Source organism: Sphingobacterium sp. NPDC055431 (genome assembly GCF_053644255.1).
Genome location: NZ_JBSHLH010000007.1, coordinates 1 through 25824, shown reverse-complemented (window position 1 = coordinate 25824; position 25824 = coordinate 1). Strand labels below are relative to the sequence as shown.

The window sequence follows — 25824 nt, the reverse complement described above, 5'->3', positions numbered from 1 at the left end:
TAGGGTATCACTAAAGCATTTTTTAATGTTTACTTAAACTACAAAGATTAACCAATTATTTTTGTTAAGTGTCGTCTTACCCACGATTTTACTATGTAAAAACCTGTTCATGTAAAATTAATTTTAAAGAAAATAATAATTAAAGATTTAAAAGTGTATTTTCGTTTAAATGATAGTGTGACACAACAAAGAGTAAAAAATTTTCTTTAATTATCAAGACGCATGAAAGTATCTGAATTATCTGGTGTAAAAGAGATTGCTCGAAGAGCAAATGTATCCATAGCCACAGTCGATAGAGTCCTCCATAATCGAACTGGCGTAGCGCAAAAAACTAAGGAAAAGATATTGTCCATAATAAAGGAAATGGATTATAAACCAAATATCCTTGCAAAAAGGTTGGCGTCCAAAAGAGTATATAAATTTGGTATCCTGATTCCCAAGGAATGCTCAGAGGCAGATCAATGGAATGCACCTGTTTCAGGTATTAAGGAAGCCCTTTCTGAATTTGGTGATTTCGGAGTGGATTTACGTTATTATTTCTTCGATACAGAAGACCGTTTGAGTTTCATAGAACAAAGTGAAGAGCTATTAAATAAGCATATAGACGGTGTTATTGTGGTTCCCATTTTTATCAACGAAACAAGGGAATTTGCTGCAAAATGTATAGAAAGGCGGATTCAGTTTGTCTTTATTGAATCTCAGGTCCCTAAAGTCCACCCCTTAAGCTATATCGGACAAGACCTTGAACAATCAGGAAGGGTAGTAGGGCATTTATGCCAGTACCTTATTCAACCCAAAGATGAGATTTTAGTGGTCAATGTGGTCAGGGAGAAAGATTCGATCCAGCATTTGGAAGAAAAGATCAGGGGATTCGAGCAATATTTTCTGGACAGCCATTATAATTGCTCCATTGACAGCTTTAACATCGAAATAAACGAAAATGATGAATTCTCCGTTTTCATGGATGATTATTTGCTGAATAAAAACCCTAAACTTATCTATGTGACGAATTCAAGAGCATATATTGTTGCGACTTACCTAAAAAATCGCGGTCTAGATCATATCAAATTAGTTGGCAATGGCTATCATAGCAAGAACATTGAATTCCTGAAAGATGGCATCATTGATTTCTTGATCTGCCAGAAACCTTTGGAACAGGGTTATAAGGCTTTTCTTGCCTTGTATGAGTTCTTTATTGCAAAAAGAAAGGTTGTTAAGTTGCAATATATGCCGATTGATATTGTTACCCGGGAAAACTATCAATATTATGAAAACTAAATCTTATTAATCAGTCAAGAATATAAAACCATTTAATTGTGATTTTGATGCTTGGGTTCCAAGTTCTTTATAGGTTGGATTTTGACATTTATTTGCAACAATTCAATGCCATCAGGATCGAAAATCAGCTTAGATTACAATTTTTATTACATTTGTAATCTTAGTAATCTGCATGAAGACATACTTTAGACTGCTCTCGTTCGCGAAACCCATAGAAAAATATGCTATTCCTTATATCATATGTACTTTGATAATGGTGGTGTTCAGCACCTTGAATTTAGCATTATTAGCACCGCTATTACATACTTTATTTAATTCCCAAGATGCCGTAATCGAACCTATTGCCAAGCCTGAAGGCTTTGATGTGATGGGTTATTTCAATTACTTTGCCTATGACCTTAACTACCGTTTAGGTCCATACAATGCATTGAAATATGTCTGTATCGTCATAGTAGCTTCTGTATTTATCAGTAATCTTTTCAGGTACCTTTCTCAAAGGATTATGGAGAACCTTAGGATACATACCTTGTTAAATCTGAGAAAATCGGTTTTTAACAATGTTATGAACCTTCACCTTGGTTATTTTTCCAATCAACGCAAAGGTGACATCATTTCCAAGATTGCTTCCGATGTACAGGTTGTTCAGTTCTCCGTTACGGGAACTTTACAGGTTGCTTTCAAGGAGCCCTTGCAATTGATTGCTTATTTGGTCATGCTGTTCCTGATTTCTGCAAAACTGACGGTTTTTTCTTTATTGGTCATTCCGGTATCGGCCTTTTTTATTTCCAAGATCGTTAAAACCCTAAAGCATCAGGCCCAACAGGGGCAAAAGATCTATGCCAATATGATTACCTTATTGGAAGAAGCTTTGTCCGGTATAAAAATCATTAAATCATTCAATGCTGTTGAATTCATTAAAGGAAGGTTCAATTGGGAGAATGATGAATACGCAAAGATCAACCGTAGGATGGTACGCCGTCAACAGATGGGATCTCCAGTATCTGAATTGTTGGGCGTGGCTATGGTCGCGGTAATCTTGCTTTACGGCGGGCACCTTGTTTTAAGTGGTCAAGGTGATTTGGAAGCCTCTGAATTCATCGCTTATATTGCCATTTTCTCTCAAGTGATGCGCCCAGCAAAAGCACTGACCGATGCATTTAGCAATATTCATAACGGTATTGCTGCGGGTGAACGTGTATTGCAGCTTATCGATGAGAAAAATCAAGTAGCAGATAAACCGAATGCCTTGGATATCGAACGTTTTGATAGCAAGATTGAATTCAATAATGTCTTCTTTGCTTATGAGGAAACACAAGTCTTGCAAGATATTAACCTAACCATCAATAAGGGTGAAACCGTAGCGCTCGTGGGACCTTCGGGTGGAGGGAAATCAACTTTGGTAGATTTAATCCCTCGATTTATGGATGCTACGCAAGGGGCAATATTGATAGACGGAATCGATGTCAGGGATCTAAAACAAGATTCCCTAAGAAGAATAATCGGTGTGGTTAATCAAGAGTCGATCTTGTTCAATGATACGATATTCAATAATATAGCTTTTGCGAATGCAGAAGCAACGGAAGAGCAGGTAATCCAAGCAGCGAAGATTGCCAATGCTCATGATTTCATCATGGGTACCGAAGCAGGCTACCAAACCAATATCGGTGACCGTGGATCCAAGCTTTCCGGTGGACAGCGTCAGCGTATCTGTATTGCCAGAGCAGTTTTGAAAAACCCTCCAATCATGTTATTGGATGAGGCAACTTCTGCTTTAGATACCGAGTCTGAACGTCTTGTGCAGGATTCCCTGTACAAACTTATGGAGAATAGGACCACCGTTGTTATTGCGCACCGTTTGAGTACCATTCAAAATGCAGATAAAATTATCGTCTTGGAAGCTGGTCGAATTGTTGAAGTCGGGTCGCATTTGAACTTGATCGCTCAAAATGGTCTTTACAAACGCCTGATTGATATGCAACAATTTGTAGAAGCTTAGACCTCCAAAATTTAGCTTTTTCGGGTATGTTTTCCTACATTTGTATAGTAAGGACTGCGAAATGGAAGCAACAGAAAAATTATCGTTTTTATTGAACGACAAAAATTTATCGAATGAATTAAAGCTAATTGCAGAGAAGGTACTTAATAGCGAGCGTATTACATTTGAAGAAGGTGTATACCTTTATGAAAACGCAGAATTAGGATATTTAGGCGTATTAGCAAATTATATCAGAGAGAAAAAGCACGGAGATTACACCTACTTTAACCGTAATTTCCATATTGAACCAACTAACGTCTGCGTATATGACTGTAAATTTTGTTCCTATTCGAGATTGATCAAAAACAGGACAGATGGTTGGGAAATGGATGTTGATGGTATGATGGACATCGTGAAAAAATACGATGGCGAGCCTGTAACCGAAGTCCATATCACTGGGGGAGTTGTCCCTAAACAAAACCTTGAGTTTTATGCTGAGTTTTTTAGACGTTGCAAGGAGCATCGTCCTGAACTGCATATCAAAGGTCTAACCCCTGTAGAATATTATTACATTTTCAAGAAAGCAAAATTGAGCCATTATGAGGGCATGAAGTTCATGCAATCCTGTGGTTTGGATTCTATGCCGGGTGGTGGTGCTGAGATCTTTCATCCAGAAGTACGGGAGAAGATCGCGGACGATAAATGTAATGCAGAACAATGGCTGGATATCCATGAGCAGGCACATAAATTAGGAATGTATACTAATGCAACCATGCTATATGGCCATATCGAAGAATACTGGCACCGTGTAGACCATATGGAACGCTTAAGGGAATTGCAGGACAAAACAGGGGGATTCCAAACTTTCATTCCATTGAAATTTAGAAACAAGGATAACCAAATGGACCATGTTCCTGAGGTGTCCGTTATTGAAGATTTGAGGAATTATGCCATAGCGAGGATTTATCTGGATAATTTTGCCCATATCAAAGCGTATTGGGCGATGATCTCTCGAAATACGGCTCAGATGGCCCTAAGTTTTGGAGTAGATGATATCGATGGCACATTGGATGATACCACCAAGATCTATAGTATGGCAGGTGCAGAAGAACAGACCCCTGCGATGAGTACGAAAGAACTGGTTGAATTGATCAAGAATGTTGGTCGTCATCCGATTGAACGTGATACCCTTTATAATGTGGTCACAGATTATAAAGATTTTGTATTTGAAGAAACCAATCCAAAGAAACAATATTATTCTTTGCCTGTCGTAAATTCATAAGTCGGAGCTAAATTGAAGAAAACATTTTATTTTATACGTCACGGTCAAACCGATTTAAATTTAAAAGGTATTGTGCAAGGTAGAGGTGTGGACAGTCCATTGAATGACAATGGATTTAAGCAGGCCCAAGCCTTCTACGATGCATATAAAAATATCCCTTTTGACAAGATTTATACCTCAACCTTATTGAGAACCCACCAAACGGTTTCTCCTTTCCTTAAAGACGGTGTTCCAATGGAACAATTGATGGGCTTGGATGAGATCAGTTGGGGAATCTATGAAGGGCAGGAGCAGACTGAAGATATCCTGTCGGGATTTGATAAAGTGGTTACCTCTTGGAAAAACAATGATCTGGATCTTGCTATTGAAAACGGGGAATCTCCAAATGCCCTTGTCTTTAGACAGAAAGAAGCCGTTGATTACATGTTGGAACAAGAAGACGAAGAAACGATTTTGGTCTGTATGCACGGTCGTGCCATGCGGATAATGCTCTGTCACCTGACTGAGGTCCCTGTATGTAAAATGGATGACTTTCCGCACACTAATACCGCTCTATATAAATTAGAGTATGAAAACAACAGTTTTTCTATTGTTGATTATTACAACACAAAACATTTAGAAGGTTTGTTAAATGAATAAGATTAGAATATCTGCAGTTTCTTATACCAATACATTGCCCTTTTTGCAAGGAATAAGAAATTCAGATGTAATGAACGATATTGAGCTTTCTGTAGATTATCCGTCAGAATGTGCTCGTAAGGTTATTGCCGATGAGTCTGATATGGGTATTATTCCCACTGCCGCCTTAACCGACCTAAAGGAATACCATTATATAGGTGATTACTGTATTGGTTCAACCGATTATGTTGATTCAGTTTTTATCTTCTCCACGAAACCTATTGAGGAAATCAATACCCTGCTATTGGATAAGCAATCAAGGACCTCAAATGGTCTCGCTAGGATCCTCTTGAAGCATTACTGGAAGAGAGATGTGGAAATAGTCACGGAAGGAGCGGCTGATGCCTATGTATTGATCGGTGACAGAACCTTTGGTAAAAAAGAGCAGGTTCCATATGCCTATGATATGGGGCATTATTGGAAAGAGTTGACAGGTTTGCCATTCGCCTACGCCGTCTGGGTGTCGAATAAGAAATTACCTGATAGTTTTGAGGAAAAATTCAACGCTGCATTAGCTGATGGAGTTTCAAGACCCGATGATGTCATTCCTGGTTTACCGATTTTCCCAAATTTTGATTATCATAAATATCTAAATGAGAATTTGAATTATCATTTGGATGATGACAAGAAAAAAGCCATTGAAATGTATTTGAAGTGGTATAAAGAACTATAAAAAAAATCCCCGAAAATTTTTCGGGGATTTTTTTATTTTTTCAGTTTCTAGTTCATAAAAGAAATCAGGAGCATTAGCCAACCAACGATCATCAAAAGACCGCCCAAAGGGGTGATAGGTCCAATAAATTTCATATTGAATTTCAAAAGGTCCTTAAAGCTCAAGATATAGATGCTTCCTGAAAACAGGATACAGCCCCAAAACAGACCATAATATGCCCAGTTTTCAATAGAACTGGAGAAATCAAGATGAAAACCAATGATCAGCAAAGTAATGGCAGCATACATTTGGTAGCGGACTCCAACTTCAAAGGAACTTAATCTTTCTTCAGATAACACCTTCTTTAGGGCATGAGCACCAAATGCTCCAAGCACAATGGAAAGAATTCCTAAGACAGCTCCGGATATTAATACAGTTTGGTTCACCTTTTTCTAATTTTTGATTCTTTATTTCGCTTTTTTGATCTGTGCTAGTATTTCGTCTTCGGTTGCAACGCCTGATTTATTCCAAGCTTCTTCACCTTTTTTGAAAAGTAATAGTTGAGGGATGCCACGGACATTTAAAACTTTCATCAGTTCCTTGTTCTGGTCTGCATCTATCCTCACCACCTTAACTTTTCCGGCCTGTTCTTTTTCAATCTTTTCAATGGTAGGTTTCAACTCCTGGCAAGGAGCGCACCATACAGCAGAAAAATTAACCAAAACCAGATCAGATGAATTGATGATCTTATCAAAATCTTCAGTGCTTAAGCCTTTGCTTTCCTTAGCGTTGTCAGGTTTAATCTCAGGTTTTTCTGCACTTCTCCAATCCATCATGCCACCTGAATAGTCATATACCTTAAAACCATTTTCAGTCAGTAATGCCGCAGCTTGTTTACTTCTTCCACCACCTAGGCAATACACATAAACAGGTTCATTTTTGTCTAACGTTTTGATGGACTCCTTGAAGTTTTCTTTTTCGTTCCAATCCACATTTACTGAATTTGGAATATGTCCGCCGGCATATTCAGCAGCAGTGCGCACATCCAATAATTGGGTTTGAGGTTTTGCTATGACCTCTTCCATTTTTTTTGCATCAATTTTTTCTTGCGCATTTACCTGTAAACAGGCAAGCCCAATCAATGCGGTGAATAATAATTTTTTCATGTTCTATGTTTTTCTTTCTGCCTAAAAGCTTAGCCTTTACGCAGGTACTTTGTTAATATAACGATTGTTTGCCCTTCAATCTTACCTTCAATCTGTTCGGTATTGTCAGGAACAAGTCTAATATTCTTAACTACGGTACCCAATTTCGCTGAAATGCTTGAACCTTTTACGTCCAATGTCTTGATAAGCACCACGGTATCACCTTCAAACAAACGGGTGCCATTTGAATCCTGATGAAATTCTACGGTTGCTTCAGCTTCATGGTCTCCAGTTTTCTTAGCCCATTCTAGAATTTCATCATCTAAATAAAGGATATCTAAATTATTGGCTGCCCAGGCTTCATTTCTCAATCTGCTCAACATTCTCCAAGCCACAACTTGAACTGGCAAATGCTCTGACCACATGGTATCTCCAAGGACTTTCCAGTGTTCCGGATCAATCTGTTCGGTTTTTTCTATCTGTGCTCTGCAAACAGAACATATCAAAATGCTGTTATCTAAAGAAGGGTTGGAAGCAGGAGGGACTTCGTAAATGTCCAGGTTTTCGGATGAGCGACATAATTCGCATTGACTCTCACTTCTATTTTTCAGATCGTCTAATAACATATGTTTGGTAATATATAATGATTTCAAAGATAAGCATTTTAAATGAGGGGAATGAATTGTACCTTTAACCAATATTATCACCTGATAATACCTATGGCAAAGAATTTGTAGTGTAACCAAAACAAACTAAAATTAAATAAAGAAATATTTATGAAATGGCAAGGCGGCCGCCGCGGCGGAAATATCGAAGATCGTAGAGGGATGTCCGGTGGACAGAAAATGACTCTTGGGGGAATAGGAGGTGTTATCGTTTTGATTATCGGCTTCTTAATGGGCGGTGATCCTAATGATTTATTGAACCAGATGCAAGGATCAGGGCAACAAGGGACAGTCAATGAACAAGGTGAATATCAATCTACACCTGAAGAAGATAAATTAATGGATTTTGCTGATGTAGTTTTGGCCAGTACTGATGATGTATGGGGCAAGATTTTTCAGGAAAATGGAAAATCATATCCTAAACCAACCATGGTGGTGTACACCGAAGGTACCGAAACTGGTGGTTGTGGTGTTGGTCGATCAGCTTATGGACCTTTTTACTGTCCTGGTGACCAAAAAGTATATCTTGACCTCAGCTTTAACCGTGAACTATCTCAAAAATATGGTGCAAAAGGTGAATTTGCTTTAGCTTATGTTATTGCGCATGAGGTAGGTCATCATATCCAAAATATTTTTGGAGTTCTATCGCAAACCAATGCCATGCGAGCAAAATTGAGCGAACGTGAAAACAATAAAATCTCGGTGATGACCGAACTGCAAGCTGATTTTTATGCTGGGGTATGGGCGCATCACTTAAATAAATCTACCGATGTAGAGATCACTTATGATGATATCGTTGAAGGAATGCGTGCAGCAGCAGCTGTAGGTGATGACCATATCCAAGAACAAGCGTATGGACAATCTAATCCAGAATCATTTACACACGGTTCATCAGAACAACGTATGTACTGGTTCAAAAAAGGATATGATACCGGCGATATCAATGCTGGTAACACCTTTGAAGATCCAAGCTTGCAATAAGCTACTGAACTAAAAGATTGCAACCTCGGATATCCGAGTTGTCAAACCTACCCAAGATTTCAAAGGATCCATCCGCATGGAACTTTCCAAGGTCTTGTGTAGCTATAAAGGAACAGGAATAATAATTGGCTAAATCAATGACATTTATTGCTCCTGTTTTTTTATTGTCCAATAAAGACAGGGGATCATTGGTGTCACGTATCAAGATTTTCATCCAGTTTGGGGTATGGAATAAACCTTCACCATAAGAATAGCCTTGAGAAAGCAATTCGGTCATGCCATATTCAGAATGTATGCTCTTCACATTAAACCCCTCACATAATATCTGATGCAATTCCTCACGGATCATTTCCTTTCTCTTACCCTTCATCCCACCTGTTTCCATCACAATCAAGTCCGGGAAATCAATTTGGTATTGCTCAATGAAATCCAATAGGGCATAGGTTACTCCGAATAGGACAGTCTTGGTTCCCGACTCATTGAGTTTGTTCAATGTTCGTTGCAGATCCTCATGGTTGTATAGGAAATAACCACTTTCGGGTTGATTTGATCGGTTAATGAGGTCGTCTACCATATAGATCAGGGATGATCCTGAACGCTCTAAATAGGAGGGCAATAAGGCTACTATGGCGATGTCTTCGATCTTACCATAAAATTGCTCGAAAGCTCTCCTGAAACTCTCCACATACAAATCACCCTTTGCGACAAGATGTTTGCTGGTAATCATACCTGTTGTACCTGAAGAAGAGAAGGTCACTTCCGGTTCCAAACCTTCTATGATTACTTCCTGCGATTTAAAGAATTGGATAGGGAGAAAAGGGATTTCACGGTAATGCTGTATTGCTTCTGGATTCACTTTTAAAATATCCAGAAATTGCTGATAGACTAGATTGTTCTTGGCTTGGAATCTAAAGATTTCAACAGCACAATTGTTAAAGTCTATTTCATTTTGAATAGTGAATATTTTGTCCGAAATTTCCATTGCTGCAAATATACGACAACAAATATTAAATGCTTTTTTAATACTGTCGAATTTCAAAAATCCCAAAAAACAGATAAAAAAAGTTCGGGTCAAGCTTTGACCTTATTCGAGACATATTCCGAAATTTCCGAATATGTCTCGAATGAGACCAGAACTTGACCCGAAGAATTTTACTCAAATTCGTTCGATCTTATAACATTCCTCCACAAACAGGGATCACCTGTCCAGTGATATAGGAAGAGAGGTCTGAAGCTAGGAACAAACATGCATTGGCAACATCTTCAGGTTCACCAGCACGTTTTAATGGGATATTAGCTTCCCAACCTTCAACAACCTTAGGGTCCAATACATCAGTCATTTCAGTGCGGATAAATCCAGGAGCCACTACGTTGGTACGGATGTTTCTTGATCCCAGCTCTTTAGCAAGGGATTTAGAAAAACCGATGATACCTGCTTTAGAAGCTGCATAGTTAGCTTGTCCAGCATTTCCTTGTACACCTACTACAGAACTCATGTTGATGATGCTACCTTTACGGTTTTTCATCATCACCTTGGAAGCAGCTTTAGAAACGTTGAAGATTGATTTTAGGTTGATGTTGATTACATCGTCCCAGTTTTCCTCTGTCATACGCATCAATAGACCATCTTTAGTGATTCCCGCATTGTTAACGACGATATCAAGGGTTCCAAAATCAGCAACGATATCATTGATTAATTTATCAGCTTCATCAAATTTAGAAGCGTCAGAACGGTATCCTTTTACTTTTGTTCCGAATTGTTCAAGTTCTTTTTCTAGGGCTTGGCCTTTTTCTACCGAAGAAAGGTAGGTGAAAGCAACGTTCGCTCCATTTTGGGCAAATACTTCAGCAATTTTTCTACCGATCCCTTTGGATGCCCCAGTAATCAAGGCTGTTTTTCCGGCTAACAATTTCATATAAATAAATATTTATGTTCAATAATATAAAGTCCACAAAAGTGGAAAATAAACTGCATAATACAAAAAATGAATAGCAATAGGAAGGATTCAATGACATAATTAAAGAAAGATGGACAAACCTTCTTTTCATTAACCTTTCCAGTGTCACCTTGAGGAACGAAAGGTCTCGGTCCTACATAACCCATTTTTGGAATAGTTTCTGTCGTAAGTTTGCAGATTGACCGCATTCTCTTCGTTACTTTTAGAGCCCAAAAGTAACCAAAACCAAACCGACAAAGGAGCTCACGGACACCAATTTTCTTCGTTACTTTTGAAGCCCAAAAGTAACCAAAAGGCTTCGGCTCATTTAAGATGGCTTTTCGCACAATCATCTGCACATGAAAAGAACGCCTTGTTGTCGGGAATATCTTCCTTCAAAATTCTCCTTTAGATGGAGAATTTTGAAGGAAGTATTCCAAGGCCAATCCCATCGCACAGGGCAACGGCATTCTTTCCATTTTTCCGCCATTGGAAATGAGCCGGAGGCTAAAGGGCTTCCTTCGGAAGGATAATGTATATTTATATATTTTGAGAAACCCCCAGAGGGGGTGGAATCTTTGTAGAAGTTGGATGTTTGAAATGGCCAACCCCTAGCGAGGGTGGAATATTTTTCCATATATTTTTTATACGGGTCTAAAAAGAAAAAAAATAGTTTGCTCATCTTACGATTTGGCAATGACAACGATCCTTAAAAAAATAAAAAAATAGATTCTTCGTTTCACTCTGAATCCCTCTTTTTCGCATTTTGATTCTGAACGATTAGTGAAGAATCTGTACGGTTCTCCTCCAACAGGTCCTGTCATGCTGCACCACAGGTGCAGGAACTGTACGCTAATGCAATGATTCCCAAAAATTGGTTTGGAATGTTCCGAGATCCTTCCTGCGTCAGGATGACCGGCTTAGCATTATAAAAGGTATGTTACAGATCCTTCCTTCTTTAGGATGAAGCAGAAAATATGTGTCGGGCTATGCAATAGTCCCTACGCAAATTTGTATTAAAACCGCATTCAATGGTTTACGATCTTGGTCTATCCTCCCATCCATTCAATCCTGGTTCTTCCCCAGATCTTGGCCTATCCTCTTATCCCTTTCATCCTGGTTCAAACCTCTGGCGGGTGAGCCTGTCTAATCCCAAACCACCCCTTTTTAACACTCAGAAATCTAAAAAAATAGGATTATGGTAGATTTGAATAAGGGAATAGGTGTTTATTGATAAAATCACAATTATTTGAAATGTTTCTGACAAATTTATTCGCTATAATATAAAGCGAATATTAATTTTGTATTTCATTTAAAAACCATGGGTAAGAAAACAAAAAAAACGGAGGTTGACGTCGTTCTGATTGGTGGAGGCATCATGAGCGCGACGTTAGGTACGTTAATTAATGAGCTGAGTCCAGATATTAATATTGAGATAATCGAGCGTTTGGATGTTGTTGCTGCAGAGAGTTCAGATGCGTGGAATAATGCCGGTACAGGTCACTCGGCACTTTGTGAACTAAACTATACACCAGAGCAGCCTGATGGAAGTGTGAAAATTGATAAGGCAATCAGTATTGCTGAACAATATGAGATTTCCAAGCAGTTTTGGTCTTACCTAGTAGAGAAGAATATTATCAAGAACCCTAATCACTTTATCCGCCGCGTTCCGCATATGTCGGCCGTTTTTGGCGATAGAGATGTGCAGTTCTTGAAGACCAGATTTGAGACCATGACCAAACAAAATCTATTCATAGGTATGGAGTATACCGAGGATAAAACTTTGTTGAATGAATGGGTTCCCTTGATGATGGAAGGCAGGTCAGCTGATGAGGCTATTGCTGCTACAAAAATGGATATCGGTACTGATGTGAACTTCGGTGCTTTGACCAGAGATTTGATTACTTACTTGGATGGAAAAGACAATATCAAGTTGTCCTTGAACCAAGAAGTTAAAGATATTGACCGAGAGGATGATGGTAGATGGGAAGTAGAAGTTAAAGATTTGAAAACAGGCAAGAAGAGAGAAATCTTGGCTAAGTTTGTTTTCATCGGTGCAGGTGGACACTCTTTATTGTTGTTGGAGAAATCGGGAATCCCTGAAGCTAAAGGCTATGGTGGTTTCCCCGTTGGAGGACAATGGTTGAGATGTAATAATGAAGAGATCATCAAGCAACACCATGCCAAGGTTTATGGAAAGGCATCAGTAGGTGCTCCTCCGATGTCGGTTCCGCATTTGGATACCCGTTATATCGATGGAAAACAAGCTCTGTTGTTTGGTCCTTATGCAGGTTTCTCGACCAAATTCTTGAAAAAAGGATCATATTTCGACTTGCCGGCATCCATTAAACTTTCCAATATCCGTCCGATGTTATCGGCAGGATTGGATAACCTACCATTGACTAAATATTTGATCACCGAGGTGATGAAAAAACCTCAGGACAAATTAGATTCCCTGAAACAATTTATGCCAACCGCTAAATTGGAAGATTGGGAAATCGAAAAAGCTGGCCAACGTGTACAGGTTATCAAAAAAGACCCTAAACATGGTGGTATCTTGGAGTTCGGAACTGAGGTAGTTTCCAGTGCCGATGGATCCATTGCTGCCTTATTGGGCGCTTCACCAGGTGCATCAACTTCAGTAGCAATCATGATCAACTTATTGAAAAGATGTTTCCCTGACCGTGCAAAATCTGATTCTTACCGTAAGAAATTGCGTGAGATGATCCCATCTTGGGGCAAGAAGTTAAATGATGACGCCGAGCTGTGTCAATCAACAAGAAATCGTACCTCTGCAATTTTGCAGATCGATAAATAATATTCACAATACTTATGGGGTGCTGAATATGTCCCGTTTATGACGGGACATATTTTTAGGCTGAGATGATACCCAATTCCGGTTTTGATCGGAATGAACCTGATCCAGGTAATGCTGGCGTAGGAATAAACAGAGATCCTTTCCCTTATCTCCATAAGTGCTTATACCATTCAGCGAAATTGGAGGAAATCTTTAATAACATTATTCAAACATTGCAGCAAACGTCCTGGTTGGAAAGGTTTTCTGTGATCTGTGGCATTATCCAAGTCCTATTGTCCAAGAACAATAAGGTATCCAATTACCTGTTTGGGATACTGGGGATTACGACTGGGATGCTGGTTCTGTACAATGCCGGGCTATATGCTGAAATTGCTTTACAAATCTATTATTTGGTCATGAGTATCTATGGCTGGTGGTTTTGGATAAGCAATAAGACCGCAAAGGAACAGCCCATTACCCATACGACTAAGCAAGAATGGGTTACCGTCCTCAGCATCGTATTTGGAGGTTTCTTGATCTTTTACTTTTTGCTTCGCAGCATTACCAATTCCGATGTGCCTATTTGGGATGCTTGGGTGACCTCCACAGCCTGGGCTGGTATGTGGCTTTTGGCGAAAAGAAAAATAGAAAATTGGATCTTGCTCAATATCAGTAACCTTTTTGCCATACCACTTTTGATCCATAAAGACCTTTACCTATTCGCAGCACTGACCACGTTTCTATTTATAGTTGCCATTTTCGGTTACCTAAATTGGAAACGAATTATGAAAATCCAAAAATTAGAATTAAATACAGACAATTAAATGTTGATATCAGAACAAATTCAGATCATAAAGGAATTACAGGCCGAAGGAATCAAGAATAAGGCGCTTACGAAAGAGCAACTTGACCTTGTGTACCAAAACAACTGGTTTAATCTTTGGGTTCCGAAAACATTAAACGGCTTGGAAATGTCCTTTCCAGAAGGCTTGGACTTATTGGAAGAGCTGGCTTATTGGGATGGCGGATTGGCCTGGACGGTAACCTTATGTGCTGGTGCGAATATGTTTGCAGGCTTTATACAACCTGAATTTGCCAAAAGCCTCTGGTCTGATCCCAAGATCTGTTTGGGAGGCAGCGGAAGAGTCGGAGGGAAGGCAATTGATGCTGGAGAATATTTTGTGGTTTCTGGTTATTGGAACTATGCCACCGGTGCTCCTCATTTAACCCATTTCACTTTCAATGCTGAAATCATTAATAATGGAGAGGTACTGAAAAATGAATCAGGCGAGAATTTATATTTTTCCTTCCTGGTCCCAAAGGATGATGTACTCATCCATTATGATTGGGATACCATAGGGTTGGAATGTACCGCTAGCCATTCCTTTTCCTTTCAGGACCTGAAAGTGCCCAAGGAAAATGCTTTTGTACTTGATCCAAAAGCTAAACAATCTAATTCGACCCTTTTTAATATTCCTTTTATGCCATTTGCAGAGTTGACCCTATTGGTGAATTATGTAGGTATGTTCAAGCGGTTTTTAGACCTGTGCGAAAAGTATTATTTCGAGAAGTCAAAGGATAGACATTGGGGTGAGAAACAAAGTAAAACTAGGTTTAAACAGCTGGATCAATTACGTACAAAATTTGAAGGGAAGGTAGGCCAGGTGAAGGCTTATGCTGTTGAGCTATGGCAAAATGCCAGTGAAGGGAAAGAGGTTGAGGCGGATCTGTATTTGAAAATTGGAGAATTATCCAGAGAAATTGCCAAAGATGTGCGTATGGATTGTGCCGAGATATTGCCTTTGTTGGGAATCAGAGCAGCGCAAAAGGAAAACGAATTGAATATCGTATTTAGGAATTTATTTACGGCAAGTCAGCATAGTTTGTTGAATGTGTGGTAGGATAAAACAACTCCCTAGAAGGAATAATATCTAGGGAGTTGGTAAAATAAATCTAAGATAAATCGGCAGGAGCTTGGAAATAAGCCCAAGTTAATCCATCCGTTGCATCTACTAAGGTGTAGCCAATGCCTGTTTTGATGACGTAAAATCCATTTCGATTATAAATATATCTTGCTGTGATATTCATTGCTTGAATGACAGAAGGAATTGTGGCAGGAGCGCCTTCCAAAAAAGGTATGAACCTGAGGATTCCATTTTCAGCGAATCGTGAAACAGGACCGTGAAAACTACCGGGATTTTCACCTCTCAGATTGAGACCCATAAACCAGAAGTAGGTTTTGTATTCCTCGTAATAATCATAATCAGGAGCTAAATTAAAGTCCGTAAAATTTGGGATCTTTTGAAATCCTGCAATATCGGGTTGATTTCGTTTTCCAAATCCATGAGTAGATAACCACCATAACCTTTTTCCCGGCACTACCGTAAATTCTTTTGCAGTTTTTATGTCGTAAATCTGGGGTTTGCTTTCATTGGTAATTTCTACGCCATTTCTGGAACTCATCGAAGATGTTTTGAGCTCTAAACCTTCTATCAATTTAATTTTCACCCCTTCAATATCAACTTGCTTAACCAGTGATATTCCACTTCCATTAAAGAAATAATTGGATTTAGTAACTACTGGATTTTGATTGGTTCCTGAAAGAAATGATAATAGACGCTTTGCGGTGTCAATTTCTAAGCCGAAGGTTTTTCCATTCTGTTTATATGAAAAGAAATATTTTGGCATTTCTGTTAATTTCTTGAATTTTTCATAATCAGCATCAATGGAATTTCCTTTTAATTGAGTTAATTTTTCAGGAGAACATTTAGTCAATTTCAAAATTGATTTTCTTATTTCTCCTTCTAAAATTATTGTATCAGCCTTGATGTCCTTAAATGTAAATAATGTATCGATTAATTGAGCATCTGTAGCTAAGTTCGAGAATTTGCTGCCTTTGGGGAACCGTATTGAAGGATTAGTTTTGATGATTTCGAATTTATAATCAGTTTTATCGTATGTTGAATAATTCTTGGAGAAATCACTGATAAATTCAGATGAGTTCTCAGAATTAAATCCAAGGTAACCATAAGTGACCACTTGATTCGGACCATACTCAATGATAAACTCCCAGCCTGTTTTATGTGAGGCAATTGCGTCAGTAAGTTTCTTTAACTTGACTTCGGGTTTTTCCCATACTTCTATTACTTCAAATGTGTTCAGGTCTCCTTTCTTACATGAGAAAATGAAGCAAAGGGACAACATAAATAATATATACTTTTTCATGGTTTTATTAATTAAATCTTATCCATACTTTGCTGTCTTTCACGCTCACAAAATCAAATTGCTCGTCCCCTGTTTCAAAGACGTAAAAACCTTGAGGATCAAACCAGATCTGATTTTGTTTTCTTGCTGTTTCTTCAAATTCGGTACCTGGGGTCAGTCCGGTCAGCGCACTAAATACCTTAAAGGATAAAATACCTTGATCATTATATAGGGTGTTGAATAAAGGTCCAAGATTAAACTGACCTAAGAAAATTATATACAATGCATCGAGGGGATCAATGTATCTTCTAGGAATATAAAGAAGGAAATTGAAGCCAGGAAAAGTTCTAATACCTAAAGCGTCTTTTTTTCCAGCGATCGTAAACCCAAAAGAGGATGCATATCTTTTATTGATCAGGTACATTCTTCTTGGTGCATCTTTATCGATAGAAACTGGTTTGTTTTGATCAAGGATTTCAATATCTACAGTACCATTTAATTTTGCAGTTGTTTTATTGTTGGTCTTGTTGATGATGAAGTTATCAAAACCTTTCACGGCCAAGCCACCTGCATTTAAGGGGTCCTTTAGAAAAATGCCTTTATCGGTAAGGGCATACTCTGTAATAAAGCTTTTGAAAGTAGAGTTCTCTTCATAATAAAAAGCAATATTGTTGGTTTCAGTATTGAAAATCACCCCATAATCCTTATTGTTGATTTTTACAGTTTTATAATAGTTTGTCAACTGGTTGATTTCTTCGACTTTTGCATTTAAGAGAAACGCTTTTCTAATATAGTCGTCACCTTCATTTTCCTTGGCTCTGACTAAAGTCAAGGTGCTTTCATTATGATTTCCAACTAATTTTATGGTATCTGTAGAAGTTTCAATGATTGAAAATTCAAAATCAGAAATCAAACCACCACCTCTTAATCCTCCACTTTTTTGTTCATCTGGGTCAGACAGCTGATGTATGTAAGAATACGTATCAAAATATAGACTGACAACCTGATCCGCTGCTAAGCGGTAAGAGCTTTCGTCGGAGGTGCCAGCTTTGATATTATCAATAGTGGCAAAGCTTTTAACCCTGTTTTTATCGTCGAAATTGAACTTAAAAGTATAACTTCCGCCACCTTTTGGATATAAATATCCGATCCATCCATTTTTCGAGCCTGTTAATTGCTTAGCATATTCGTCTTTTAATTTATTCAATTTGGCGTCAGGTCGCACTCCTTCAAATTCCTTTTTACAAGAAATTAGGAGCAAGCACATGATCAATGAGAAAATTATTGGTTTCATTTTGTAGTTGGTTTAGTTAACGATAAGAATGCGGCTCGAACTTCCCTTTGAAGAGCCCTGAAATCAATGTTGAAAACTTCCTTGTAGTACTGGACAACAATGCTCTCTTTAAGACGAAACGTCGCCTCAACTGGAGTATTGGCTTTTACTAATGCATCGAATTTTTCTTGTCCTTCCACCAACAAGTAAGCAATAGTTTCAACGAAGTCTTCCTGTTCCGCAGATTTTGCATAACTCGACACAAATCCCTGTGCATTTGCTGTTTCTTCTGGCGTATTGAACCAAGTTTGTGTATACCATGCTGTACTTATGCCTCTCCATGCCTGAGGGTAATGAATATTCTGATGCAGAATATGGGCAAACTCATGGTGAATGGTATGGAGCATCTGACTGACTGTCTCAGGTTTTGAAAAATCAAAGTCATTTACTACATATAAAACGACCTTGGTTCCGCCTTCGGCAGTCCCCAAAATAATAGTACCGTTGTTTTGGTATTCCGCACTACCAACCAAAATAAACTTGGATAGAGAGTATCTTTTCAGAAATTCTTTCCCAGCAACTTTTTCATAGGGTTTCATCCAGATATCCCTAACAGCCGTTAGTACAGGAATCACTTTTTTTTCTTGTGGCGGTACTAGCGTCCTATTAAAATTGATTTCAAATGGCGTCCATTTGTACTTGATCTCAATATTGTAGGATTTAATAAATTCTTGATAGATAAATTTATCTAAAGGACCATTAACCCATCTTTCACCACCTAAGTCCACAATAGGTTCATCAGGCAAAGATTCTTCTTTAGAACATGATATGCAGAATAGAAATAAGATTAAGGCTATCGAGTATTTTAAATGTTTCATAACAGTTTGATTTTATCTTGGATTGGGTTGAACACCTGATAGTACCACCTCCGCCGGTAGCTGAAAGAGGCGCATAGGGCTGTTAGCACCTAAGACGTAAGTTTCTTTCTCATCATGTGTTCGATGGGTTACTACTATTTTATGTCGAACAATATCAAACCAGCGAAGCCCTTCAAAAAGGAATTCCCTTCTTTTGAAGTCTAGAGCAGCTTTAATAATGTTTTCTTCCAGATTTAAGCTTCCATAAAAACCATTTAATCTGGTGGAGTTAACATTATGGACATTTGGTTCATAAACGGGCTGATCGGGACTGTAATATACTTTTCGACTGATGAAAGTATTTAAGTCTGCGATGGCTTTGCCGTAGTTTTTTACACGAGCATATGCTTCTGCACGGTTTAATAGGAGCTCATCAGCCGTCAATAAGGGAATCATATTATAAGGAATACCATAGGCCGCATTTAAACTTCCTTTGACAAAATGTTCGCGAAATTTTGGGATATTCAATGAATAATCCGTTCCACCATATATAGGATATGCAAAACGTCCAGTGGTAATGTTATCGCCAAATATGATTTCACCCAAAATAGGAGCAGTAAAACCGAACCTATTGAATGCTAAATCTCGACCCCAAGAAGACACGGCTTCCACTAACAAAAGATTGGTTGGGTTTTCTGTACTGGAATACCATTGTTGCAAAGTCATGTATTCCATTGCTGCAAATGCCCTATTGTTTACGGGTCTGATATAATTTGAGAGATTTTCTCCTAGAGCTAGATTTGCATGTTCAACTGCTTTTTGATAATTATGTTTAAATAAATAAAAACGAGTTGCAAATGCATGGGCAGCAGTTTTTGTAAAATGGTATTTTTTGACTTTGTATCTGTTGTCATCAAGTAATGGAAGACCTTCCACAATATCTTTTTCAATGAGATCATATAGACCCTTCACTGTTCCGCGTTCATATTTATTGAGTACAAATTTTTCAGGTTTATCAATAAATGGAATCCCTGGATCAGAACCAGAGGTTTCAGGTTCAAAATCTTTACAGTACAAGATAGCCAGCATATGGTGCGCATAGGCTCTGGTTAATAATGCTTCACCTTTTAAGGAGGCGGTTTGCTTATTTACTCCAATTTTTTCTATAGCTTCAAGCGCATGGTTTGACGCACTAATGGCTTTATAGGCAGTGTACCAATAATAAGTCGGTGAATCGGAGTCGTTGGTCTCCACATCGATGAACATCCAAGGGTTCATATTCGTTTGAACGTTTGAACTGCTGGTCATGCCTTTGTCCCCCGCATTGTCTGATGCAGATTCCGTGAAAGGAATATAATTTCCCCTAGGATATGCAGAGGTCAATAATTCAGCTATTTTACTTGGAGAGTCTAATTCTGTCCTTAAATCAGGTGGAGTTTCCAAAAATTTAGAACATCCCAACAATAGAAAGGCAGAAAGGACAGTTAATAATACATTTGTTTTCATAATAGTTTTCGTTTATAATCCTGCTTTAATGGAAAGGGTAAATTGACGAGGTATTGGCAATGCCACTCCTCCGGATCCATAAAACTCAGGATCTTGGCCATTCAACTTTGGATCTGAGTAAATCAAGAAAAGATTGTTAGCAACTAGATTTAATGAAAGGTTATTGAAGATCGATTTCCCAAATAATTTTTTTGGAAATTGATAACCTAATGTTACTTGTTTCATTCTGATGAATCCACCATCTGCCACTCGTTGGTCGGTATAGTTGTAGGCATTATACACTTGGTCTCCGGGTAATCTAGAAGAGGTCCTTGAAGTCGCGATAGAAGGGGATAAATTTTCATAAGGTGCAAGGAATCTATCCAAGAAATCATAGGACATCGCATCTAATTCGGAGTATTGATTTTTATAGATAGGATTCAGTCTTACTTTGTTTCCTGCACTATAGGTTACTAAGAATGAAAGGTTAAGGTTCTTATAATTGAAATTGTTATAAAAACCACCATTGAATGTTGGATCTACAGGACCTTCATATTTTAAGTAGTTGGTCTGTATACTTTGAAGGAAAACATTGTTGGAGATTTCATTATTTTCATTGACAAATATGGGTGTTCCATTGAATTCGTTCAATTTCTCAAAATCAATAGAAAATAGACCTCGATGTGGATGACCTTCTTTCGCCGCTCCAACAGAATTTACCAAATTCCAGATATTGGGTTCATTTCTTATCGAAGTTATTTTATTGTCATAAAAAGCATTGGTCAATTGGGTTTTCCAGCCCCAATCCTTTCTATCAAATACTGTTGCCTTGAACAATAACTCTATTCCTCGGGATTTCATATCGGCGTAATTGGCAAATTTTATCGCTTCACCTCCAATTCCTGAAATGCGCATTGGTCCAATTAGATCAAATGCATCCCTTTTATATAAATCTAAGACAATCTGATACCGTCTATTAGCGAATGTTGCGTCAAGTCCAATATTGGTTTCATATTGCTTTTCCCAGGTCAAATCTTGGTTTTCTAAGAAATCGATGTTGATTACTGGTTCTTGTTCATGGATAAATGGGCGGTTGACCGATCCGGAGCGTAACACCAAACTCGCATTGGTGGCAGGTCCCATACTTGCGGTCAAACCATATGTACCTCTCAAGGTTAAGGTGTTGAAGAAAGTCTGGTTCTTGAAGAAGTTTTCCTGGTCGATGTTCCATGACCCTGAAAGGTTCCAGGTAGGAAGCCATCTTGCTACACGGCTTCTGCCTAATTGATTTGACCCATCATATCGCGCTGTTCCGGTGAATTGATATCGGCTGTCGAAAGAGTATGTTCCATTTGCGGCAAAAGCAACAAAGCGGTCAGAAAAGACTTGCATTTTATAGTAAGGTAAATTTCCTTCAACAGTCATTTTGATGATATTAGGGTCAATAAAAGGAACACCGCCTTTATCAAACTGGTATCCATAGCCCGTCATATCTTTAGTCATCCTGTCCAAGAATCTTATCTCTTGGGTGGCAAATGCGGTAAAATAGTGTTTTTGGGATGTTAAGTTCCAATTGAAACTATTTCTTAAATAAAAGCTCTTTAGGATGTTTTCATTGGTAATATAAATACCTCCATAAGGCAAAACAGACATGGGTCTGGCGTCCGGATTTGCAGGGTCTCTATATAAGAACCTGTTTTGGTTTGCAATGATGCTATTTTCAATTCCATCAACTCCATATATTGTACCGGCACGATAAGCATTTGATAAATTTGAGGTTTCGTTTATTTTATGCTCATTTCCAGTACTTGCATAACGATATGCACCAATGAAATTGTAATTAATGTTTTTAGGAAGTTTATAGTTTAGTTCCCCTTGGACCTTCAGGTCTATCATTTTTAACTCCATGTAATTTTTGTCCAGTTCATTTAATATGTTGAATGGAGCATAATTCATGGTTACATTTTCTCTATTTCCTTGTTCATCGAAAGGAGCAATGACCCTTGAGGTATTCATGGCATAGGAGAAAGGGTTGATGTCGAAATTTCTTGATACAACACCTGTAACGGGGTTGCTATCTTGCCCTAATGTGCCGGGTGCTTTTTGATCTCGGATGGAACCTGTTGTCAACAAGCCAATCGATAGCTTATCTGTGATGTTGTAATTTCCTCGAATGTTTGCGGTGTATCTTCTTACTCCATTTGCTTTTGCCCAACCATTATCCTGTAAAAATGAGGTTGAATAGTAGGTTTGGACCTTATTGTTACCATTGGAAAAACTCACAGAATGTTCCTGTAATAATGAATTGTTGAAAAGGGTTTTGAACCAATCCGTGTTTTGATAGATGTATCTCTTCAAAAAGGCTTCACGGCCTTCAGGAGTGTTTTCGACCAAGGGAGTTCCATCTTCTTTCCAAGTTGATAGTCCCCTTGATAAGTTTCCGAAAATTCCGGAATTCATATTGTTCCTGATCAACGCATAATCTATGGCCCCCTTTCTAGCAATTTCTGAATAGATTGACATTTGATCGTAGGAATTTACAATGTCAAATTGAGAATAGGATGGACGAAGGTAGGTCGTATAATTTCCTAGATAAGACACCGCTTGGGTACCGGCTCTACCTTTTTTTGTTGTAATAATAATTACGCCATTCATTGCCCTTGCTCCATATAGGGAAGTGGCGGCAGCATCTTTAAGGATTTCGAAACTTTCGATATCATCTGGGTTTATTCCGGCAACGGAAGATCCCAATAGGGTATTGGCATCACCTGTAGATAATTGATCGTTAGAGATGTTGACTACATCTTCCAAAATAATCCCATCGATTACCCATAAAGGTTTGTTGTCTCCAGTAATTGAAGTCGCACCCCGTACACGAATTTTTGGTGCAGCTCCAAATGTTCCCGAGACATTCTGAACACTGACACCAGAGACTTGACCTTCCAACATTCTGGAAACATCGGGGACACCAAAGCGTTGTGCGTCTTCGGCTTTTACTTTCGTAGCAGCGCCGGTGAACTTCCGTCTGTCGATGGTCTGATATCCAGTGGCAACCACATCAACAACTTCTAAGGTCTGTTGATCTCTTTGCATATTGATGTTAACTGTTTTTCTACCAGCAATGGAGATTTCCTGCCTTTTGTAGCCTAAGAAACTGATAATGATAACGTCTGTCGGTAAAGCACTGATCTCAAATTTTCCATTTTGATCAGTCGAAGTGCTTTTGTTTGTTCCTTTGATACTAACAGAGGCGGCTGGAAGGGGCTTTCCTTCAGCATCCCTGACCGTACCTTGAATGTTTTCTTGTTGACTTACAAGGGAGTTGAGGATGTTCTGCTTACGGATACTGATAGTAATCTGATTATCAGATATTTGATAAGCTAATTTTTCTTTAGGTAGGATCAGCTCCAAGACTTGGACAACGGTTCCCTTCTCTATATTTATCGTGATGGGTCCTGTAATTAGATTTATGCGGTCGTTATAGAAAAATTGGTAATCAGTTTGATTAGCAATAGCCTTTAGGACCGTGTTTAATTTTGCCTTTTGGAACTTTACGGATATTAATTGTTCATTAGCCTTTACGATGATGCTATAAAGCATCAGAAGGGTCAATAGAATAATGAACTTTAGGATCTTTACCAGGAATTTAAGGTCAAAACCTTTCTCTTTTCCTAGTTTTTTGTGAACTAAAAAGTACAGCATTTTAAGAAATTGATTAGATGTTTAAAATTGGTTCTTGCTTGTATCGGGATTAGCCACAGGTAGCGTTATATCCCTAAAATAGATGTTATGTGCTCATGATATCAATGTTTAAGTGTTGAAATTAATTGGTTATCTATAATCAGGAAATTGTATTTGGAGGTGCTATTTAAGATGTCTAGGATCTTGGAAAGCTTTACATCTCGATCGATAGTACCGGTGAAAGTTTCATCATTATTTTGGATGGATTGATAGTTTGTCTTAATACCATACCAATTCTCAATTTGGAAAAGGATATCCTTGAGATTGTCCTTGCTAAAAATGAATTTATTGTTTTTCCACGCTAATTCTTTCTGTAAATCGGATTCTGATACGATGAGCCTATTCGCGATAAGCTCAACTTTTTGTAAGGGCTTCAATTCCTTGAAATCTGATTTTGATCTTATTTCAATTTTTCCTTCTTCAAGAGAGGCTATTAAACTGTTGTTATAATTATTGACATTAAAGGAAGTCCCTAAAACTTTAATTTCTGCATCGGCTGTTTTGACGATAAAAGGTTGTTTTGGACTGTGCTTGATCTGGAAGTAAGCTTCACCGCTTAAGTTGATCATTCTAATTTTTTGATCGAATCGTGAAGGAAATTTTATGGTTGAGTTGGAATTTAACCAGACCATGCTGCTATCAGGTAGTACGATCGAATAATATTGGGCTGCAGGGACTTGGATCTCAAGCCATTTTATCTTCTCATTTTTTGTCGGTTGGTTGACTGTAGTTATGATTTTTTGATCTGAATTCAGGATTTCCCCAGAATGTTTCACCTGTAAAGGCTTATCCAACAGGATCTTTTCTCCATTTGATAAGATTAGTTGGGCCCCCACTTTGGCTGGATATTTATCCTTGTAAGCTGAGTCTACTTTGCTTTCATTTTGAGAAAACTGTATAGTTTCTTCGTTGTTAAGCCAGGAGGAAGAGTATAATAATAAGAAAGAAAGAGCAAACAGTGTTAGAGATGCAGCAATAGACCATATGAATATTTTAGTTTTCTTTTTTCTTTGTCTCCTGCTCCAAGATTTTTCGGCATCGAAAGAATTTAGTAAGTCAAGATCTTCTTTCAACTGTACCGTGTTAACCGCATCTCGGAAAAAGTCTTTGTTTTCCATGTTTTCTTCCAGCCAATTATTCAGTTTCCTGATATCACGGACCGTACAAATACCTTGAATGTATTTGAAAATCAGAATGGCGATTAGTTTCTCCTTTTGGTTCATAATTATAATTAAGAAAACTTAATTACGGAAAAGGATGAAAGCTTATTAAAATAAATTTAATTGGAAGTTAAGAAATTGATAAATATTAAGAAGTATTCTGGGTTAAGATGCTTCTGTAGAAATGCAAGACCTCTTTTTTTGTGGGTTTTGACCGTGTTGATACTGATATTTAATTGGTCTTTAATTTCATTGTTGGTTAATCCTTCAAAAAAGCTTAGTTTGATTACCTGTTGGCACATGTTGGGCAGGGCATTGACAAGTCTATCGATTTCTTGTAATAATTCGGTGTAGATTACGAGGCGGTCTATATCTTGGGGATCTTTTTCATCAAATCCCGTAATTCTCCAATACCTTTGACTTATTTCAGTCCTTCTATGTTCGTTGATCAATTTATTTCTCACGGCAGTATATAGGAAGGATTTAATGGCCGATGGGTTGCTCGATATTTTAGATTTGTTCAATAGGTAAGAAGTGAATGCGTCCTGTGTTAGATCTTCTGCGCGTTCATAATCCCCTGTTAATTTGAATGCATAAAAATTTATGAATTTGTAATATTTGATATACAAATTTTTGTCAGACATATTGACTGGAGTGTTCATTTTTGAATGATAAAGGTATTGTTATAATGGTTTAATATGAATAAATATATGT

At 38.1% G+C, this 25824-nt stretch carries 21 protein-coding genes; 9 read left to right on the top strand and 12 right to left on the bottom strand.

All coding sequences use genetic code 11. The annotated features are described in order from the left end of the window. Positions 1 to 222 precede the first annotated feature (222 nt). The 5 genes from ACWIB3_RS08385 to ACWIB3_RS08365 all read left to right on the top strand — a co-directional run bounded on the left by ACWIB3_RS08385 (position 223) and on the right by ACWIB3_RS08365 (position 5886). Positions 223 to 1278 (top strand): LacI family DNA-binding transcriptional regulator, encoded by a 1056-nt coding sequence (locus ACWIB3_RS08385; protein ID WP_454291354.1) that lies wholly within the window; start codon positions 223 to 225, stop codon positions 1276 to 1278. Between the two features lie 172 nt (positions 1279 to 1450). Next, positions 1451 to 3274: an ABC transporter ATP-binding protein gene (locus ACWIB3_RS08380; protein WP_185211902.1), complete on the top strand. Its 1824-nt coding sequence runs from the start codon at positions 1451 to 1453 to the stop codon at positions 3272 to 3274. 61 nt (positions 3275 to 3335) lie between these two features. Further along, entirely contained in the window at positions 3336 to 4535 is a 1200-nt protein-coding gene (gene mqnE / locus ACWIB3_RS08375; protein ID WP_454291353.1) for an aminofutalosine synthase MqnE, read from the top strand. Positions 4536 to 4547: 12 nt separating this feature from the next. After that, positions 4548 to 5174: a histidine phosphatase family protein gene (locus ACWIB3_RS08370; RefSeq protein WP_185211904.1), complete on the top strand. Its 627-nt coding sequence runs from the start codon at positions 4548 to 4550 to the stop codon at positions 5172 to 5174. After that, a complete protein-coding gene (locus ACWIB3_RS08365; protein WP_185211905.1) occupies positions 5167 to 5886 on the top strand; it encodes a menaquinone biosynthetic enzyme MqnA/MqnD family protein in 720 nt (239 codons plus the stop codon). The genes ACWIB3_RS08370 and ACWIB3_RS08365 overlap by 8 nt, the downstream gene beginning before the upstream one ends. Before the next feature lie 47 nt (positions 5887 to 5933). On the opposite strand, the gene ACWIB3_RS08360 is transcribed toward ACWIB3_RS08365, so the two are convergent. Genes ACWIB3_RS08360 through ACWIB3_RS08350 form a run of 3 tightly spaced genes read right to left on the bottom strand, consistent with a single transcriptional unit; the run spans position 5934 to position 7636 of the window. Further along, the gene (locus tag ACWIB3_RS08360) at positions 5934 to 6311 is read right to left on the bottom strand and encodes a DUF423 domain-containing protein (protein ID WP_185211906.1); all 378 of its coding nucleotides are present in this window, start codon (positions 6309 to 6311) and stop codon (positions 5934 to 5936) included. A gap of 21 nt (positions 6312 to 6332) precedes the next feature. Continuing rightward, a complete protein-coding gene (locus ACWIB3_RS08355; RefSeq protein ID WP_185211907.1) occupies positions 6333 to 7031 on the bottom strand; it encodes a thioredoxin domain-containing protein in 699 nt (232 codons plus the stop codon). A 29-nt stretch (positions 7032 to 7060) separates the two neighbouring features. Continuing rightward, positions 7061 to 7636 carry a PhnA domain-containing protein gene (locus tag ACWIB3_RS08350; protein ID WP_454291429.1) on the bottom strand — a complete coding sequence of 192 codons (576 nt, stop codon included), beginning with the start codon at positions 7634 to 7636 and terminating at the stop codon, positions 7061 to 7063. 150 nt (positions 7637 to 7786) lie between these two features. Between ACWIB3_RS08350 and ypfJ the strand changes: the two genes are divergently transcribed. Then, positions 7787 to 8656 (top strand): KPN_02809 family neutral zinc metallopeptidase, encoded by an 870-nt coding sequence (gene ypfJ / locus ACWIB3_RS08345; RefSeq protein ID WP_185211908.1) that lies wholly within the window; start codon positions 7787 to 7789, stop codon positions 8654 to 8656. A 1-nt stretch (position 8657) separates the two neighbouring features. Here ypfJ and ACWIB3_RS08340 read toward each other — a convergent pair whose 3' ends face one another. Further along, positions 8658 to 9638 (bottom strand): LuxE/PaaK family acyltransferase, encoded by a 981-nt coding sequence (locus ACWIB3_RS08340; RefSeq protein WP_454291352.1) that lies wholly within the window; start codon positions 9636 to 9638, stop codon positions 8658 to 8660. A 190-nt stretch (positions 9639 to 9828) separates the two neighbouring features. Beyond that, entirely contained in the window at positions 9829 to 10572 is a 744-nt protein-coding gene (gene fabG, locus ACWIB3_RS08335; protein ID WP_185211910.1) for a 3-oxoacyl-[acyl-carrier-protein] reductase, read from the bottom strand. A gap of 1342 nt (positions 10573 to 11914) precedes the next feature. On the opposite strand from fabG, the gene ACWIB3_RS08330 reads away from it, so the two are divergent. The 3 genes from ACWIB3_RS08330 to ACWIB3_RS08320 all read left to right on the top strand — a co-directional run bounded on the left by ACWIB3_RS08330 (position 11915) and on the right by ACWIB3_RS08320 (position 15291). Next, a complete protein-coding gene (locus tag ACWIB3_RS08330) occupies positions 11915 to 13411 on the top strand; it encodes a malate:quinone oxidoreductase (RefSeq protein WP_454291351.1) in 1497 nt (498 codons plus the stop codon). A 65-nt stretch (positions 13412 to 13476) separates the two neighbouring features. Continuing rightward, entirely contained in the window at positions 13477 to 14214 is a 738-nt protein-coding gene (pnuC, locus tag ACWIB3_RS08325) for a nicotinamide riboside transporter PnuC (protein ID WP_454291350.1), read from the top strand. Next, the gene (locus ACWIB3_RS08320) at positions 14215 to 15291 is read left to right on the top strand and encodes an acyl-CoA dehydrogenase (RefSeq protein ID WP_454291349.1); all 1077 of its coding nucleotides are present in this window, start codon (positions 14215 to 14217) and stop codon (positions 15289 to 15291) included. Between the two features lie 52 nt (positions 15292 to 15343). Here ACWIB3_RS08320 and ACWIB3_RS08315 read toward each other — a convergent pair whose 3' ends face one another. The 7 genes from ACWIB3_RS08315 to ACWIB3_RS08285 all read right to left on the bottom strand — a co-directional run bounded on the left by ACWIB3_RS08315 (position 15344) and on the right by ACWIB3_RS08285 (position 25772). Then, entirely contained in the window at positions 15344 to 16615 is a 1272-nt protein-coding gene (locus ACWIB3_RS08315) for a DUF4302 domain-containing protein (RefSeq protein ID WP_454291348.1), read from the bottom strand. 7 nt (positions 16616 to 16622) lie between these two features. Further along, on the bottom strand, positions 16623 to 17888 hold the full coding sequence (locus ACWIB3_RS08310) for a DUF4302 domain-containing protein (RefSeq protein WP_454291347.1): 1266 nt from the start codon (positions 17886 to 17888) through the stop codon (positions 16623 to 16625). After that, positions 17885 to 18745 (bottom strand): substrate import-associated zinc metallohydrolase lipoprotein, encoded by an 861-nt coding sequence (locus ACWIB3_RS08305; RefSeq protein ID WP_185211916.1) that lies wholly within the window; start codon positions 18743 to 18745, stop codon positions 17885 to 17887. The genes ACWIB3_RS08310 and ACWIB3_RS08305 overlap by 4 nt, the downstream gene beginning before the upstream one ends. Positions 18746 to 18757: 12 nt before the next feature. Further along, the gene (locus ACWIB3_RS08300) at positions 18758 to 20230 is read right to left on the bottom strand and encodes a RagB/SusD family nutrient uptake outer membrane protein (RefSeq protein ID WP_185217875.1); all 1473 of its coding nucleotides are present in this window, start codon (positions 20228 to 20230) and stop codon (positions 18758 to 18760) included. A gap of 12 nt (positions 20231 to 20242) precedes the next feature. Continuing rightward, on the bottom strand, positions 20243 to 23911 hold the full coding sequence (locus ACWIB3_RS08295) for a SusC/RagA family TonB-linked outer membrane protein (protein ID WP_454291346.1): 3669 nt from the start codon (positions 23909 to 23911) through the stop codon (positions 20243 to 20245). 101 nt (positions 23912 to 24012) lie between these two features. After that, positions 24013 to 25173, bottom strand: a complete 1161-nt coding sequence (locus ACWIB3_RS08290; RefSeq protein ID WP_454291345.1) for a FecR family protein — start codon at positions 25171 to 25173, stop codon at positions 24013 to 24015. A gap of 56 nt (positions 25174 to 25229) precedes the next feature. Next, positions 25230 to 25772 (bottom strand): RNA polymerase sigma factor, encoded by a 543-nt coding sequence (locus tag ACWIB3_RS08285; RefSeq protein ID WP_185211920.1) that lies wholly within the window; start codon positions 25770 to 25772, stop codon positions 25230 to 25232. Positions 25773 to 25824: the final 52 nt, after the last annotated feature.

Excerpts from the sequence above, each read along its gene's own strand:
- ACWIB3_RS08385 (WP_454291354.1), top strand. The coding sequence starts at position 223 with ATGAAAGTATCTGAATTATCTGGTGTAAAAGAGATTGCTCGAAGAGCA.
- ACWIB3_RS08290 (WP_454291345.1), bottom strand. The coding sequence starts at position 25,173 with ATGAACCAAAAGGAGAAACTAATCGCCATTCTGATTTTCAAATACATT.
- pnuC (WP_454291350.1), top strand. The coding sequence starts at position 13,477 with ATGATACCCAATTCCGGTTTTGATCGGAATGAACCTGATCCAGGTAAT.
- ACWIB3_RS08305 (WP_185211916.1), bottom strand. The coding sequence starts at position 18,745 with ATGAAACATTTAAAATACTCGATAGCCTTAATCTTATTTCTATTCTGC.
- ACWIB3_RS08365 (WP_185211905.1), top strand. The coding sequence starts at position 5,167 with ATGAATAAGATTAGAATATCTGCAGTTTCTTATACCAATACATTGCCC.
- ACWIB3_RS08315 (WP_454291348.1), bottom strand. The coding sequence starts at position 16,615 with ATGAAAAAGTATATATTATTTATGTTGTCCCTTTGCTTCATTTTCTCA.
- ACWIB3_RS08295 (WP_454291346.1), bottom strand. The coding sequence starts at position 23,911 with ATGCTGTACTTTTTAGTTCACAAAAAACTAGGAAAAGAGAAAGGTTTT.
- ACWIB3_RS08310 (WP_454291347.1), bottom strand. The coding sequence starts at position 17,888 with ATGAAACCAATAATTTTCTCATTGATCATGTGCTTGCTCCTAATTTCT.
- ACWIB3_RS08350 (WP_454291429.1), bottom strand. The coding sequence starts at position 7,636 with ATGTTATTAGACGATCTGAAAAATAGAAGTGAGAGTCAATGCGAATTA.
- ACWIB3_RS08380 (WP_185211902.1), top strand. The coding sequence starts at position 1,451 with ATGAAGACATACTTTAGACTGCTCTCGTTCGCGAAACCCATAGAAAAA.
- ACWIB3_RS08330 (WP_454291351.1), top strand. The coding sequence starts at position 11,915 with ATGGGTAAGAAAACAAAAAAAACGGAGGTTGACGTCGTTCTGATTGGT.
- mqnE (WP_454291353.1), top strand. The coding sequence starts at position 3,336 with ATGGAAGCAACAGAAAAATTATCGTTTTTATTGAACGACAAAAATTTA.
- ypfJ (WP_185211908.1), top strand. The coding sequence starts at position 7,787 with ATGAAATGGCAAGGCGGCCGCCGCGGCGGAAATATCGAAGATCGTAGA.
- ACWIB3_RS08355 (WP_185211907.1), bottom strand. The coding sequence starts at position 7,031 with ATGAAAAAATTATTATTCACCGCATTGATTGGGCTTGCCTGTTTACAG.
- fabG (WP_185211910.1), bottom strand. The coding sequence starts at position 10,572 with ATGAAATTGTTAGCCGGAAAAACAGCCTTGATTACTGGGGCATCCAAA.
- ACWIB3_RS08320 (WP_454291349.1), top strand. The coding sequence starts at position 14,215 with ATGTTGATATCAGAACAAATTCAGATCATAAAGGAATTACAGGCCGAA.
- ACWIB3_RS08340 (WP_454291352.1), bottom strand. The coding sequence starts at position 9,638 with ATGGAAATTTCGGACAAAATATTCACTATTCAAAATGAAATAGACTTT.
- ACWIB3_RS08285 (WP_185211920.1), bottom strand. The coding sequence starts at position 25,772 with ATGAACACTCCAGTCAATATGTCTGACAAAAATTTGTATATCAAATAT.
- ACWIB3_RS08300 (WP_185217875.1), bottom strand. The coding sequence starts at position 20,230 with ATGAAAACAAATGTATTATTAACTGTCCTTTCTGCCTTTCTATTGTTG.